Here is a 13,838-nt window from a genome sequence, read left to right on the forward strand (position 1 = left end):
GTAATTTTTCAACAACGTGACTGATATAAACGCCGTAGTCTCTGAAGTGAGTAAATTGAGACTACGTTTGGACCAAGCTCAATTATCCTATCGCGATGCTTCCCTGAAGTCTCGTCGCGAAATAGTGATACTCAAGCGTTTGATCAGTCGTTTGTCTGTTGCCTGCCGCGGGCTCGATAGCGAGCTCGATCACAAGCTTGCCGAGTTGCGTTCCGAGCTGGAACAACACAAGGATGTCAGCAAACTTATCCCCCGCTTGGCGATTATTGAGCGCCTTGTCACTCGTCAGGCCAACTTTACCGAAAAAGAAACCCAGCGACTCGAACAACAGATAGGGCAAAGCGGAGAAACCCTGAAACGCGTGCACGGCTTGCCGGCACAGCTAAAAAGGGAACTGCGTAACTTGCTTGGCCAGCCTTCTGAGACGCTGGCCCAGACTCACAAGCAGGTTATCCGTATTTTGGAGCTGTACGAGCGCGCGCTCAAGCTCATGGCCGTGTCCAGTGAAGCCATGGTGATGAAAGATAGCCTGGATCATGACCTGCTGCTGCAACTGACCAGCGAACTACAGCGTCTGATCACCGAGCTCGACTTTGACGGCGAGGCCGGTGACAAGCTACTGAGTATTCGCAACCAGCTTCTGATCGGTGCAACGCCACAAAACCTGATTGAACTGTCTCTGGAGGTCTTGCGCCTGGTCCTTGACGGCACTCGCCAGGAACGTCGTTCATCCCAGCAGTTTCTCGACAGTGTAAACAGCGACTTGGCGACGCTGCAAAAAACCACCAACCAGAGTGTCGGCCAAAGCGAGGCAATCTACGAACACCGCAGCGAAATGACCTCCGAGCTGGCCGACTTGGCCACCTCTATTCGGCAAGGACTCAGCGAGCAGAAGAACCTGGAGCACTGGCGGCCAACGCTTACCGAGCTTACCAAGGAGCTACTGGTGCTGGCCGAGCGCAACAAGGCCCTCGAGAAGCGCGAAAGAGCCCTGATTGAGCAGCTGAGCTTTAACGAAAACAAGATTAATAACCTCTTCGAACAGACTCAGGACTTCCGTCGCCGGCTCAATGATCAGGAACGGAAGATGTTCCTAGATAACCTTACCCGGGTGTACAACCGCGCCGCCCTTAACGATCGCCTCGAGCATGAGTATCGCCGCTGGCTACGCTATCAGCATCCGGTCTGTGTGGCGATGATCGACATTGACCACTTTAAAGAGATCAATGACAGCTACGGCCACCTTGCCGGCGATAAGGTCCTGAAGATTATTGCGCGGACCATCCGCCAGACGCTGACAGATACCGACTTTATCGCCCGCTTTGGTGACGATGAGTTTATGATCATTCTCCCTGATAGCAACGAGGAAGAGCGCAACAAATGTCTCAGCAAAATCCGCGAGACCATTGTCCAGCTACCCTTCCGTTTCCGGGATCAAAATGTCTCTATCAGCGTCTCCATCGGTGCCACCCTGTTCGACGGCAATGACACCCCGACTGACATTATCGAGCGGACCGATAAGGCGCTGTTCAGTGCAAAAAGTACCGGCCATAACCGCATGCTATGGATCTCCTAGCCCTTTATAACTAAAAACTCACATCCACCCAACATCTGTCACATCAATTTCTGGTCAAATCGCGCATCCCTGTGTATGGTGAATAATACCAAGCAGAACAATTACATATTCAATCAGAGCATAGCCAGCAGGTTCAGAACAAACCAAATTGCTGATGGTATAGTGCTTCTACATCGAGGCAATTTGGTGACGTTATCAAGCTGCTGGCAAACTCCCGAAGGGCGAGTTGTAAAGACTCAGCTACCATGTTGCTTGATTTTGATGGATAGACATACACCTACAATCAAGCGCCTTGTATCTGAGCCTTTTCAATCTCGCTGATAGAACAGGTAATTATTCTGCTTGGTATCACAGACTGATTTTTAAGGAACATACGCAACAATGTGAGTGCCTTAAAAACACCTCTGAGATTTTCTCTCTCCGGCTCTGCTTACTTACTCTTCCATAAAAATCAGAACAGCGTGAGTAAAGCCGTTTCATCGTGACCAGGGAGGTAACCATGATTACTCATATCAGTCCTGTCGGTGCCATGGATCTACTCTCACAGCTGGAAGTAGACCGCCTGAAGGCAACGGCATCCAGTGAGTTGTACCGCTTGTATCGCAACTGTTCGCTGGCCGTGCTCAATTCCGGTAGCCATACCGACAACTCGAAGGAGCTTCTGGAGAAGCACAAAAGCTTTGATGTCAACGTCATGCGCAGGGAGCGCGGGATAAAACTCGAACTAATGAACCCACCAGAGCATGCCTTTGTCGACGGCCGGATCATTCGCGGTATTCAGGAGCATATGTTCGCGGTACTGCGAGATATCGTCTACGTCAATATGCACGTCAAACAGCGCAATGACATCAACCTGACCAGCGCACCGCACATCACCAACTTTGTCTTCAGTGTACTGCGCAATGCCCAAACAGTGCGCTCTGGTGAAGATCCGAACATTGTCGTCTGCTGGGGCGGTCACTCGATCAATCCGGTAGAGTACCAGTACACCCGTGAAGTCGGCCATGAACTGGGGCTGCGCGAGCTTAATATCTGTACCGGGTGCGGTCCGGGAGCCATGGAGGGGCCGATGAAAGGTGCCGCTATCGGCCACGCCAAGCAGCGCTATTCGCAAAGCCGCTTTATTGGGCTGACCGAGCCGTCAATCATTGCCGCCGAGCCGCCGAACCCGATTGTAAACGAACTGGTGATCCTGCCGGATATCGAAAAACGTCTGGAGGCCTTCGTCCGGGCCGGCCACGGTATTGTCATTTTCCCGGGCGGCGCCGGTACTGCCGAGGAGCTGCTCTATATCCTGGGGATCCTGATGCACCCGGAAAATGCCAGCCAGCCGATGCCGCTGGTACTGACCGGCCCGAAAGAGAGCGAACCGTACTTCCGCACCCTTGATAGCTTCATCAAGGACACCCTCGGCGAAGCCGCGACCAAGCATTACGAAATCATCATTGATGATCCGGCAAAGGTTGCCCGGGTAATGAAGGCCGCAATGCCGCTGATCAAAGAGCAGCGCCTGGCAACCGGTGATGCCTACAGCTATAACTGGTCACTCAAGATCCCGCCGGAGTTCCAGCTGCCGTTCGAGCCGACCCACGAGTCGATGGCCAGCCTCGATCTGCACATGAACCAGCGTCCCGAGCATCTTGCAGCCCATTTACGCCGTGCGTTTTCTGGCATCGTCGCCGGGAACGTCAAGGAAGAAGGGATCCGGGAGATCGAGCGCAAGGGACCGTTCCAGATCGACGGTGACATCGCCCTGATGAAGCGGATGGACAAACTGCTGAAAAACTTCGTCGAGCAGCAGCGGATGAAGCTGCCGGGAAGTCGCTACGTACCATGTTACGAAATCATCACTGCTCCCGGGAACGGCAATGGCAAATAACTCGCTGAAATTATCCGTTAATCGGCACTCGGCGGTTACACTCTGACAATCCAGTGCGTACAATAAAGGGCCTGTATCGGCCCTTTTTTGATCAACGTTAACCACCATTATGCAAATCCATCTTGTTGTTATTGATGCCCTGAACCTCATCCGACGCGTCCATGCCGCCCAACCCGGCGAACCCGATGTTAGCAATACGGCACGGGTGTGCTGCCAGGCGCTGGGCAAGATCATCGACAGTAGCAAGCCCACGCATATCGTTGCAGTATTCGATCATCACGGCGAGGATCGCGGCTGGCGGGCCGAACTGCTGCCACACTACAAAGAGGGGCGCAAGCCGATGCCACCTGAACTGCTGACGGGGATGGACGAGATCCAGGATGCCTTTATGACAATCGGCATTGACTCGCTGCTATCCGACGGCGACGAAGCCGATGACCTGGTAGCAACGCTGGCGCTCAAAGTAGCCGATCGCGGCCAGCAGGTAACCATCGTCTCTACCGACAAGGGGTATTGCCAGCTGCTGCGGCCGACGCTACGGATCCGGGATTACTTCCAGCAACGCTGGCTCGACAGCCCGTTTATCGAGAAAGAGTATGGCGTCAAACCCGAGCAACTACCGGACTACTGGGGATTGGCAGGGATCAGCTCCAGCAAAATACCCGGGATCCCGGGCATTGGACCGAAAGCAGCGGTGGAATTACTCTCTTCATACCCTAACCTCGAGGCCGTGCTCGCCGCCGAGGATTTGCCGGCCAAGTGGCAGAAAAAGATAGATGGTCATCAGGATCTAGCCATCGCCAGCAAGCAGGTTGCCTCACTGAAAACCGATCTACAGCTTGGCTTCAACCTGCAAGATATTCGCTACCAGATCCCGGCCTGACGGCCTTACTCCCCGATAGAAACTAAAAACGCCATCACAAGGATGGCGTTTTATAAGCACTCTCGCGAAAGAGACGATTAATGCGGCGAGCGGTTGTCCAGACGTTGGATATGTACCGTGATTTCTTCGCGGTCATGATACAAATGCTTGGCCTGAAGCTTGAACTTCACACCGTTCTGCGTCATGTACTCTTTCAGGTTTTCGATATCCTGCAGCACCTCGTCATATCGACCTTTCATTGGCAGCTTGAGGTTGAAAATCGCCTCTTTGGCCCACGCCTTGATCATCCAGTCTCCCATCAGATGTGCAACGCGAGCCGGTTTCTCAATCATGTCACACACGATCCAGGTAACATTCTTGCGTGCCGGTTCAAACTTGAAGCCGTCCACTTCATGGTGCTTCACCTGACCGGTATCCATCAGGCTCTGCGCCATCTGGCCATTATCGATCGAATGCACAAACATCGATCGCTTGACCAGCTGATAGGTCCAGCCACCAGGACATGCCCCCAAGTCGACACCCCACATTCCGGAAGCCAGACGCTCGTCCCACTCCTCACGCGGGATGAAGACATGAAACGCTTCTTCCAGCTTCAGCGTTGAACGGCTTGGCGCATCCGATGGGAATTTCAGACGCGGAATCCCCATGAAAAACTGCGAGTTGTTGTTCGATAGCGAATAACCGACATAACAGCAGCCCGGAGCGATAAAGCAAATATGCAGCACCGGCTTCCATGCATTGTCTTTTGCATACAGGATATCTTTCTTGCGCATCACCTGACGTAGCGGCACCGTAAACTTACGGCAGAACTTCAGTAATTCTTTGGCCTCATTGGTATCCGGCGTTTCTACCCGAAGCTCACCACAGCGCGGGAAGCCTTCTACTGCCTCGAGGATCGGCGAGATACGATCGTCCTGCGGTAAATCGGTCAACAAAGGGGCCGCTGCAAACATCTGGCGGGCAAAGATCAGCGAAGAAAACGGCTGCAGCTTAATGAACTGCTCGGCATCGCCCTGCTGATAAAACTCAAAGACAACATAACCGGTATTGTTTTTCGCCCGAGGAAAACCATACAACTCCAGTTTATTTGCTTTGTCCTGAACTTCACCGGCACATTCTTTTTCAAAGCCTGGACGACAGTACAATATAACGTGATTCACTTTGAACCCTCAAGCTGAGCGCCAGGCAGCGACTGCAAGCGCTACCCAGCCAATAATAAAACATATGCCCCCAATTGGCGTGATGGGGCCGAACCATTTTATCCCCGTCAGCGCCAACGCATACAGGCTACCGCTGAAGAGCAAAATACCCACTGCAAAAAACAGGGCTGCGTATAATACCGCTTTTGTCGGCATAATGCGTGCCCAGATTCCACAACCTAGCAAGGCCAGGCTATGCCAGGCCTGATATTGAACACCAGTTTTGAACACGTCCAGCAGGTAAGGCGCCAACTGTGCTTTTAAACCATGCGCCGCAAACGCCCCCAGCGCCACCACTACAGCACCACTTAACGTCGCGAAAAGTAAAATGATTCTTGGCAACTGACGATTAGCTTGCATCCACACACTCCTTGATAAAGGCAGCCAGCAATGCCACGGTCCGGTCCCTGTTTTGCTGCTCGGTATGGCCTGATGCTTTTCTTGGTTTAAAGCTATGATCACCGTCAGGAAGAAACTCGACCGACACCGAGTCGGCATAGCTCCAGCCTTCGACTTCCGCCCTTGTGCCAAATGTATCGCGCTCGCCCTGCAAAATGAGTGTCGGCAAAGTCGCCTCTTTCAGGTGCTCGCCACGGAAGTTTTCCGGCTTGCCCGGCGGATGGAAAGGAAAGCCCAGACAGGCTACACCCTGCACTTTCGCCGTGCAGTTCTCGACATCCGGCGACTGCGCAGCCACATCACTGACCATGATACTGGCCATTCGTCCGCCCATAGACTTGCCACCAATCACCAGCTTGCCATCGGTCAAGGCATCAATATGGCGCTGAAAGTCGAGCAATAACTTGGGTTGGCGATCCGGCGGGCGCTTTTTGCCATCTTCGCGGCGTTTGACCATATACGGAAAATCGAATCGTACAACCCGGATCCTCTGTTTTGACAACCCTTCGGCAATCGCCGTCATGAACTCATGATCCATCCCGGCCCCGGCACCATGGGCGAACAAGAAGGTAGCCAGGGCCTCGCCGCTATCCGGTTCGTTAATCAGATACTCAGGCAAATCGTGATTATCAGACATCCGGCATATCCTCCTGTTCACGGGCAGCCTTGGCCAGTACCCAGTCACGGAAAATCTGGATACGACCGGTTTCTGCCTGCTTCTCCTGGCACACCAGATAGAAGGCGTTCTTGCTCATCAATACTTCGTCAAACGGACACACCAGGCGTCCGGCTTCCAGCTCGGGCTGCGCCAGTACGTTATTGCCAAGGGCGATGCCCTGACCGTGAACGGCAGCCTGCAGGACCATGGTCGAGTGACTGAAGATCGGCCCCTGATTGACATTGGTGCCGACAATTTCATGGTGGCGGACGAAGTTTTTCCACTCCTTGCGCGAGGTATCATGCAGCAAGGTGTGGTACTGCAGATCAGTCAGGGTACGCAGCGGCTTGGACCCCGCCAGTAACATCGGCGAACACACCGGCAACAAGAACTCCTGGTAAAGCTTGTCGGCACGTAGTCCCTGCCAGTTTCCGCGGCCATAGTAGATGGCAACATCCACATCATCGGTCAGGGAGCCTTCATCCAAATCAACGGCCTTGATCCGGACATCGATATCCGGATGCTGTTCGTTAAAATCCGCCAGTCTCGGTACCAGCCACTGAATCGCAAAACTAGGAGGTAAACTAATGGTTAACGCTCCTTTTGCGCCGCGTTCCAAGACCTTATCAGTGGCATCTGAGATTGCAGAAAAGATGTCTTTGATGTCGAGGAAGTAGCTTTGGCCTTCTTCGGTCAGCAGCAAGGAACGGTTTCTCCGGCGAAATAATTTGAGCCCCAAAAATTCTTCGAGGGCTTTAATTTGGTGGCTTACAGCAGCTTGTGTGACAAATAATTCTTCTGCTGCACGGGTAAAACTCAGGTGTCTGGCCGCAGCTTCGAACACTTTCAATGAGTTTAGTGGCGGTAAACGTCTCGACATAGTCTTCCTGCATTAGTTTTTTTTATGCTAAACATTATAAATTGTCCATTGTTCAAGTGCTACATAAACCATATGATTTGCTACGCAACGGTGAGGGAGGTTTGATTTTTTGCTCTCAGGCAGTTAAGTCTCAATCATTGTTGCGATGTTGTGTTTGCATATTGTCCGGGTTGTGCCGGACAGGTAGTCAATCTACCAATTTTACTTCCTGTATTTTTGACCTGTCTGTCAAAGTTTATTGTTAGCACTGCGCCCCAACGCAGTGCTTTTTTTTACCTCGATTTTTACGCTCAATTTCCCCCGTCGATGCAGTACCATTATAATTAAGCTTAATCCTTGCGCTTACGGCAAATAATGGCATGATCGCCTCCTTCTATTTCGCAATGTGACTCACCATGACTGCTCAATTTGATATCAACCAAATTCGCCAACAGTTTCCGGCACTGGCCCAAGACTGCAACGGTCAGCCCCTTGTCTATCTCGACAGCGCGGCAACGACGCAGAAACCCAAGATTGTTATCGAGACGATTCAGCAGTATTACAGTGGTCACAATGCCAACGTCCACCGCGGCAGTCATACCCTCACCGCGGCGGCGACCGCACAGTTCGAGCGCGCTCGTTCAACCGTACAACAATTCATCAACGCCGAACATCATAAAGAAATCATCTGGACCCGGGGCGCCACCGAGGCGCTGAACCTCATCGCCCAGACCTATGCCCGCCAGACCCTCGAACCGGGAGATGAGATCCTGGTCAGCGAGCTGGAACACCACGCCAATATCGTACCCTGGCAAATTGTCGCCGAACAAACCGGTGCCAAGGTCGTCAAGATCCCGATGACAGCTGATTGCCGCCTCGATATGGATGCATTCCATCAGCGCCTCGGCAGCCAGACCAAAATCGTTGCGGTGGCCCATATCACCAATGTGACCGGTACCCGCAACCCGATTGAAGAGATGATTGCTGCCGCCCACCAGCATGGTGCAGTCACTGTTATTGACGGCGCCCAGGCAGTGGCGCACGAGAAGGTCGATGTCCAGGCACTCAATGCCGATTTCTATGTGTTTTCCGGTCATAAGATATTTGCCCCGGCGGGCATCGGGGTCCTTTACGGCAAGAAAGCCCTGCTAGAGGCCATGCCTCCCTGGCACGGCGGCGGAAAAATGGTAGAGAAAGTCTCCTTCGAGGGCACCACTTTCTCTGCCCTGCCGGGCAAATTCGAGGCCGGTACCCCCAATGTTGCCGGAAGCCTGGCGCTGGCGGCTGCCATTGACTGGCTGGGCACACTGGATCACCAGGCCGCCGAGCAGCATATCCACCAGCTCCGCCAACAGGCACTGGAAGGCATTAAAGACATCGAAGATCTGAGAATTGTCGGACTTCAGCCCGATGCCAGCCTATTTTCTTTTGTCGTCGACGGGGTACACCACCAGGATATTGCCACCCTGCTCGACCAGCAGGGTATCGCGCTGCGGGCCGGCCACCACTGCGCCCACCCGATGCTGGATGCCCTGAGACTAACAGGTACCCTGCGTGTCTCGCTGGCCCTGTACAATACCGAACAAGATGTAGAACGCTTTATTGCTGCGCTGCACAAAGCCTGCAGCATGCTCTAGGAGAAACCGATGACACTACCCGCCCATCCTTTTGGCACCGACATTACCTCCGAAGCCATCGTTGCCCAGATGCAGGCAGCGAAAGGCTGGGAAGACAGGTACCGCAATGTCATTCAGCTCGGCAAGAAGCTGCCTGCATTGCCTGAAGAGCTAAAACAAGATCAGCTCAAAGTCAGCGGCTGCGAAAGCCAGGTGTGGTTGGCCCACCAGCAAGATGAGGGTGTTTTTCACTTCGCCGCAGATTCCGATGCGCGGATTGTCCGCGGCCTGATCACCCTGGTATTGGCGGCCTATGAAGGAAAAACAGCGGCAGAAATTCGGGCGTTTGATATCGACGGTTATTTTGACAGCCTGGGGTTAATGGCGCATCTCAGCCCGTCTCGGGGCAACGGCCTGAAGGCCATCGTCGAGCAGATAAAATCACTGGCAGGTGCATAAATAGATGTGTTCAAAAAAGCGAGAGCCAGTTGGCTCTCGCTTTTTGTTTGTCGGTACTGCAATAGTTGATAAAACGTGCAGCTCCTCCCCTCTTTTCAAGGGGGAGGCTGGGAGGGGGTTAGCGCTACTTCGAGTGCTTCTCTATCAGCTTTTGCAAAATACGGGACACGGCAACGAAACCAAAGGTTGCCGTCACCATGGTTGCGGCACCAAAACCACTGGCACAGTCCATACGTTTCGGGCCTTCTGCCGACGCCTTAACATTACATACCGAGCCGTCGGCCTGCGGATACTTCAACTGCTCGGTCGAGAACACGCAGTCGATACCAAATTTTCGCTTCGGGTTCTTCGGAAAATTATGGTGACGGCGCAGGGTATCACGCAATTTCTTCGCCAGCGGATCCTGGATCGTTTTGGTAAGATCGGTGATTTGAATCTGGGTCGGGTCAATCTGACCGCCCGCGCCGCCAGTAGTGATCACCTTGAATTTATTGCTCTTGCAGTATGCCAGCAATGCTGCCTTTGGCTTCATGCTGTCGATGGCATCCAGGATATAATCAAAACGACCGTCGATGTACTCGCGGATATTGTCCGGGGTAATAAAATCATCAATCAGGTTAACCTTGCATTCCGGGTTAATCAGCTTGATCCGCTCAGCCATCACTTCGATTTTGCTCTGGCCGACCGTGCCTGTCATCGCATGGATCTGGCGATTAATATTGGTCACGCAGACATCATCCATATCAATCAGCGTCAGCTCGCCAATACCAGATCGTGCCAAGGCCTCTGCTGCCCATGAACCGACACCGCCGATACCGATAACACACACATGGGCAGCACGCAGTATTTCTACCTCGCTATTGCCATATAAACGGCGGGTACCGCCAAATCGCTGGTTATAGTTGTCAGAAGCCGGAGTATCTAATTCACGCATACGTTTTTCACTACTAGCTATGGGTTGTTCAGATAAAGAATGAGCGCGTTTTATACGCGCTCTGGTTGCAATTGTCCAGCCGGACGATAAGGCCGCAGCTCAGACGATTAGGCTACTGCTCAACAGACAAACTGGGTGACTCCACCGCACCTTCCTGCAGATCCAGTTTCCAGACCCGGCCAAAGTGCTTGTAGTGCCCGGCATCAATACCCGCCTGTGCACCCATGCCGTGGTAGAGATCTAGGTGGTTCTTCTTCACTGCGCCGCCAGTATCCAGTGCTATTAATAATTTAAGCACATGCTGTCCGTTCCAGTTCCCCTCGCTGTCCAGCTGCGGCACCTCTGCCAGCAATACACTGCCCATTGGCAGGTAGTCCCGATCAGCCGCTACCGAGGCGTGCGCCTGCAACGGAATACCAGCAGTTCCCATAACATCCAGGTTATCCTGCGGTTTGAAGAACACATAAGACGGGTTTTGCTCCAGCAGCTCACGTACCGTCTCTTCGTCCTGTTGCTTAACCCACTCATCGATGGCCTTCAGCGACATTTTCTCGCGTGGCACTTCGCCCTGCTCAATTAACACCTTGCCGATACTGACATAGGGATGACCGTTCTTGCCGTTGTAGGCAAAGTACTGAAGCTGATCATTATCGTCATAGTGAACAAAGCCACTGCCCTGGACCTCCATCATGAAGATATCTAGCATCGATGCACTATATCCCAGCTCTAGCCCCTGTCCCTGCAGGGCACCGGCATAGATATCGGCACGGGTCGGACACGCTTCCTCACATGTCGGCATTGCATACACCGGAAAACGGAAGATCTCATCCTGCTCATGGCGAAGCTCAATCACCGGCGAAAAATACCCGGTGAACATCACATTGCCGTAACTATCTCCCCCGCCCATCTGGGCTGTCTGAATACCGTAGTTTCCCAGTTGTGTCGGGTCGCCGCCTTGCTCAACCCAGCTTTCAACCTGGCGATACAGATCCTGATAGCGCCCCGCCATTGATGGCGAACGCTCGGTAACCAGTGTCATCTGCTGGTTAAACTGGCTGTAGTCCCTTGTTTTATCGGACTCTACCACCGGTACCTGATTAAGTACCTCGTCAAAGCTACCATCCAGATACTGCTGACCTCGGTCAGTCGGCTTGGCACATCCAGCCAAACCAATAATTAACATTGCAATTGTTGCGTTACGAAACACGGTAAAGACCTACCAAATAATATGAAGCACTGTCGCCAAGTATGCCTAAAGCGATCACAGCATTAAAGTCACGATAGTTTACAAAATATGTAGGCCGCTATGTCAGCGCTTTGTTTTTTATCGTAAAGAGAGGAAAGAAAGCAATCAATCCAATGTGGCATCACGCAAGGCATCTCGGGTACCTTCGCGAGAAAAAGAGGAAATGTAATGAGCTGGCTGTTGTCGCACAAACTGATCAGACAAATAAGTATAAATATAGATATCTTCGCCACGACGATAAGTCAATGTCATACCATCCCACTCATAGCGAGTATTCACCTGGCGTCCATCAACAAACACCCCCTCTGAGCGGAGCTCAAAGCGATCTGCCATATAGGAGGCCACACCCTGTTCGACCCAGACACCATGGATGTTGATAACAGGCTCATCCTCAAGTATCTCGCTGCCGATGGCACCGACAGCCAATAACGCAGAAAAAATCAGCCCGGCAAAGATCCCCGCCATCATCAAGGCGAACGGTATAATTTTATACTGAACTTTATTCATATTGCCGATAAGTTATTATTATTAGTAATTAATATACCTCACCATTAACTGTTGACAGGCAAAAAGCTGGGCAAGATGTTCAATAACGGGATCTTGTATCCAAAATGCCGGAAACGCTAAATGACTGTACTTCTTGAATCTCGACAGATATTTAGACACTATATTTGCATAATTATTAATTAAGCCCGCTGAGAAGGGGCAAGGTTAACGAACCGACAAGTCATCGAATAACAGGCATGGATGTATCACCGTGAAGCTGAGAAGTACTGATCTAGTCAAAGGATTTCGCCAATCCGCCCCGTATCTGAATGCCCATTTCGGCAAGACGACAGTTATCATGCTGGGCGGCGAAGCCATTGCCCACAAGAATTTTACCCATATCGTCAATGATATTGCGTTATTAAACAGTCTGGGGCTGCGCATTGTCGTGGTCTATGGTGCCCGCCCGCAAATATCCCAACGTCTGGAATCCCAGGGGGAGACCAGCCCTTACCACAAAGGGGTTCGTATCACAGACGAGCATACGCTAGAGCTGGTGAAACAGGCTGCTGGCCAGCTACAGCTCGACATCACCGCCCGCTTTTCCATGGGGCTCAACAATACGCCCATGGCGGGATCGCAAATCAATGTGGTCAGCGGCAACTTCATTATTGCCCAGCCACTCGGCATCGATGACGGTATCGACTACCACCACAGCGGCCGGATCCGCCGAATCGATATTGAAGGTATTCACCGCCAACTGGATCAGCAGGCTATTGTCCTGCTTGGCCCGGTCGCCAGCTCGGTGACCGGCGAGTGCTTCAACCTCACCTCTGAGGAAGTTGCCACGCAGCTGGCTATTAAGCTGAAGGCCGATAAACTTATCGGCTTCTGTTCCGAACAAGGGGTACTGGAAGATGACGGTACCGTTGCCTCCGAAATGCTACCCAACGAAGCCGAGCATGCCCTGCAGCTACTCATCGAGCGCGATGCTGCCGACAGCGGCACCGGTCGCTTTCTCCGCGGTGCCATTAGCGCCTGCCGGGCAGGTGTTCCCCGCAGTCACCTGATCAGCTACAAGGAAGACGGCGCCCTTATTCAGGAGCTATTTTCCTTTGACGGTATCGGTACACAAATCGTCATGGCCAGTGCCGAGAAAGTTCGCCGGGCCGGCATTGACGATATCGGCGGGATCCTGGAACTCATCCGCCCGCTGGAGCAAGACGGGATTCTGGTACGTCGCTCCCGCGAGCAACTCGAACAGGAGATCGAGCAGTTCACCATTATCGAGCGCGATAGCCTGATCATCGGTTGCGCCGCCTTATACCCTTTTGCCGAGGAGAAAATGGCCGAGATGGCCTGTGTAGCCATTCACCCCGATTACCGCGATGGCGACCGCGGAGGCTTGCTACTGAGCAGGCTGCGCCAACAGGCCAAGGAGCAGGGACTGAAGCATATTTTCGTCCTGACTACCCGGAGTCTGCACTGGTTCCGTGAGCATGGATTCTACGAGTCCAGCGTCGACCAGCTCCCTGTGGCGAAAAAGGCCCTGTATAACTTTCAGCGCCGCTCCAAAATCCTCATCCTCGATCTATAACCCCCAAAATAAAAAGAGTCAGCAACCGCTGACTCTTTTCGGCTGAT

General features: G+C 52.7%; 13 protein-coding genes. 6 read left to right on the forward strand and 7 right to left on the reverse strand.

The genetic code is table 11. The annotated features are described in order from the left end of the window. Nucleotides 1-16: 16 nt before the first annotated feature. The 3 genes from L4D19_RS25960 to xni all read left to right on the forward strand — a co-directional run bounded on the left by L4D19_RS25960 (nt 17) and on the right by xni (nt 4,338). Nucleotides 17-1,576: a GGDEF domain-containing protein gene (locus tag L4D19_RS25960; protein ID WP_428454830.1), complete on the forward strand. Its 1,560-nt coding sequence runs from the start codon at nt 17-19 to the stop codon at nt 1,574-1,576. Between the two features lie 499 nt (nt 1,577-2,075). Beyond that, the gene (gene ppnN, locus L4D19_RS25965; protein ID WP_075762698.1) at nt 2,076-3,455 is read left to right on the forward strand and encodes a nucleotide 5'-monophosphate nucleosidase PpnN; all 1,380 of its coding nucleotides are present in this window, start codon (nt 2,076-2,078) and stop codon (nt 3,453-3,455) included. 109 nt (nt 3,456-3,564) lie between these two features. Then, nucleotides 3,565-4,338 (forward strand): flap endonuclease Xni, encoded by a 774-nt coding sequence (xni, locus tag L4D19_RS25970; protein ID WP_239410443.1) that lies wholly within the window; start codon nt 3,565-3,567, stop codon nt 4,336-4,338. Nucleotides 4,339-4,415: 77 nt separating this feature from the next. On the opposite strand, the gene rlmM is transcribed toward xni, so the two are convergent. Genes rlmM through L4D19_RS25990 form a run of 4 tightly spaced genes read right to left on the reverse strand, consistent with a single transcriptional unit; the run spans nt 4,416 to nt 7,474 of the window. Beyond that, nucleotides 4,416-5,498 carry a 23S rRNA (cytidine(2498)-2'-O)-methyltransferase RlmM gene (gene rlmM, locus L4D19_RS25975; protein WP_428454831.1) on the reverse strand — a complete coding sequence of 361 codons (1,083 nt, stop codon included), beginning with the start codon at nt 5,496-5,498 and terminating at the stop codon, nt 4,416-4,418. A 9-nt stretch (nt 5,499-5,507) separates the two neighbouring features. Continuing rightward, complete coding sequence (locus tag L4D19_RS25980) at nt 5,508-5,897, reverse strand: DUF423 domain-containing protein (RefSeq protein WP_428454832.1); 390 nt, start codon at nt 5,895-5,897, stop codon at nt 5,508-5,510. Continuing rightward, complete coding sequence (locus L4D19_RS25985) at nt 5,887-6,573, reverse strand: alpha/beta family hydrolase (RefSeq protein ID WP_428454833.1); 687 nt, start codon at nt 6,571-6,573, stop codon at nt 5,887-5,889. The genes L4D19_RS25980 and L4D19_RS25985 overlap by 11 nt, the downstream gene beginning before the upstream one ends. Continuing rightward, nucleotides 6,566-7,474: a transcriptional regulator GcvA gene (locus tag L4D19_RS25990; protein WP_160656491.1), complete on the reverse strand. Its 909-nt coding sequence runs from the start codon at nt 7,472-7,474 to the stop codon at nt 6,566-6,568. Before L4D19_RS25990 ends, L4D19_RS25985 begins: the two co-directional genes overlap by 8 nt. 395 nt (nt 7,475-7,869) lie before the next feature. Between L4D19_RS25990 and csdA the strand changes: the two genes are divergently transcribed. Then, nucleotides 7,870-9,090, forward strand: a complete 1,221-nt coding sequence (gene csdA / locus L4D19_RS25995) for a cysteine desulfurase CsdA (protein WP_428454834.1) — start codon at nt 7,870-7,872, stop codon at nt 9,088-9,090. Between the two features lie 9 nt (nt 9,091-9,099). Continuing rightward, nucleotides 9,100-9,528 carry a cysteine desulfurase sulfur acceptor subunit CsdE gene (gene csdE, locus L4D19_RS26000; protein ID WP_428454835.1) on the forward strand — a complete coding sequence of 143 codons (429 nt, stop codon included), beginning with the start codon at nt 9,100-9,102 and terminating at the stop codon, nt 9,526-9,528. Nucleotides 9,529-9,652: 124 nt separating this feature from the next. On the opposite strand, the gene tcdA is transcribed toward csdE, so the two are convergent. The 3 genes from tcdA to L4D19_RS26015 form a co-directional block, all read right to left on the reverse strand. Next, nucleotides 9,653-10,462: a tRNA cyclic N6-threonylcarbamoyladenosine(37) synthase TcdA gene (gene tcdA, locus L4D19_RS26005; RefSeq protein ID WP_075762690.1), complete on the reverse strand. Its 810-nt coding sequence runs from the start codon at nt 10,460-10,462 to the stop codon at nt 9,653-9,655. Nucleotides 10,463-10,574: 112 nt separating this feature from the next. Beyond that, the gene (gene mltA / locus L4D19_RS26010; RefSeq protein ID WP_428454836.1) at nt 10,575-11,669 is read right to left on the reverse strand and encodes a murein transglycosylase A; all 1,095 of its coding nucleotides are present in this window, start codon (nt 11,667-11,669) and stop codon (nt 10,575-10,577) included. 144 nt (nt 11,670-11,813) lie between these two features. Beyond that, complete coding sequence (locus L4D19_RS26015) at nt 11,814-12,215, reverse strand: DUF2850 domain-containing protein (RefSeq protein ID WP_160656509.1); 402 nt, start codon at nt 12,213-12,215, stop codon at nt 11,814-11,816. 250 nt (nt 12,216-12,465) lie between these two features. On the opposite strand from L4D19_RS26015, the gene argA reads away from it, so the two are divergent. Beyond that, nucleotides 12,466-13,791, forward strand: a complete 1,326-nt coding sequence (gene argA / locus L4D19_RS26020) for an amino-acid N-acetyltransferase (RefSeq protein ID WP_428454837.1) — start codon at nt 12,466-12,468, stop codon at nt 13,789-13,791. Nucleotides 13,792-13,838: the final 47 nt, after the last annotated feature.

Origin of the sequence: Photobacterium kasasachensis (assembly GCF_050336885.1) — a bacterium.
In the GTDB taxonomy this organism is placed as follows: domain Bacteria; phylum Pseudomonadota; class Gammaproteobacteria; order Enterobacterales; family Vibrionaceae; genus Photobacterium; species Photobacterium kasasachensis.

Coding starts and splice junctions, on each gene's coding strand:
- ppnN (WP_075762698.1), top strand. CDS start 2,076: ATGATTACTCATATCAGTCCTGTCGGTGCCATGGATCTACTCTCACAG.
- xni (WP_239410443.1), top strand. CDS start 3,565: ATGCAAATCCATCTTGTTGTTATTGATGCCCTGAACCTCATCCGACGC.
- L4D19_RS25980 (WP_428454832.1), bottom strand. CDS start 5,897: ATGCAAGCTAATCGTCAGTTGCCAAGAATCATTTTACTTTTCGCGACG.
- L4D19_RS25985 (WP_428454833.1), bottom strand. CDS start 6,573: ATGTCTGATAATCACGATTTGCCTGAGTATCTGATTAACGAACCGGAT.
- L4D19_RS25990 (WP_160656491.1), bottom strand. CDS start 7,474: ATGTCGAGACGTTTACCGCCACTAAACTCATTGAAAGTGTTCGAAGCT.
- csdA (WP_428454834.1), top strand. CDS start 7,870: ATGACTGCTCAATTTGATATCAACCAAATTCGCCAACAGTTTCCGGCA.
- csdE (WP_428454835.1), top strand. CDS start 9,100: ATGACACTACCCGCCCATCCTTTTGGCACCGACATTACCTCCGAAGCC.
- tcdA (WP_075762690.1), bottom strand. CDS start 10,462: ATGCGTGAATTAGATACTCCGGCTTCTGACAACTATAACCAGCGATTT.
- L4D19_RS26015 (WP_160656509.1), bottom strand. CDS start 12,215: ATGAATAAAGTTCAGTATAAAATTATACCGTTCGCCTTGATGATGGCG.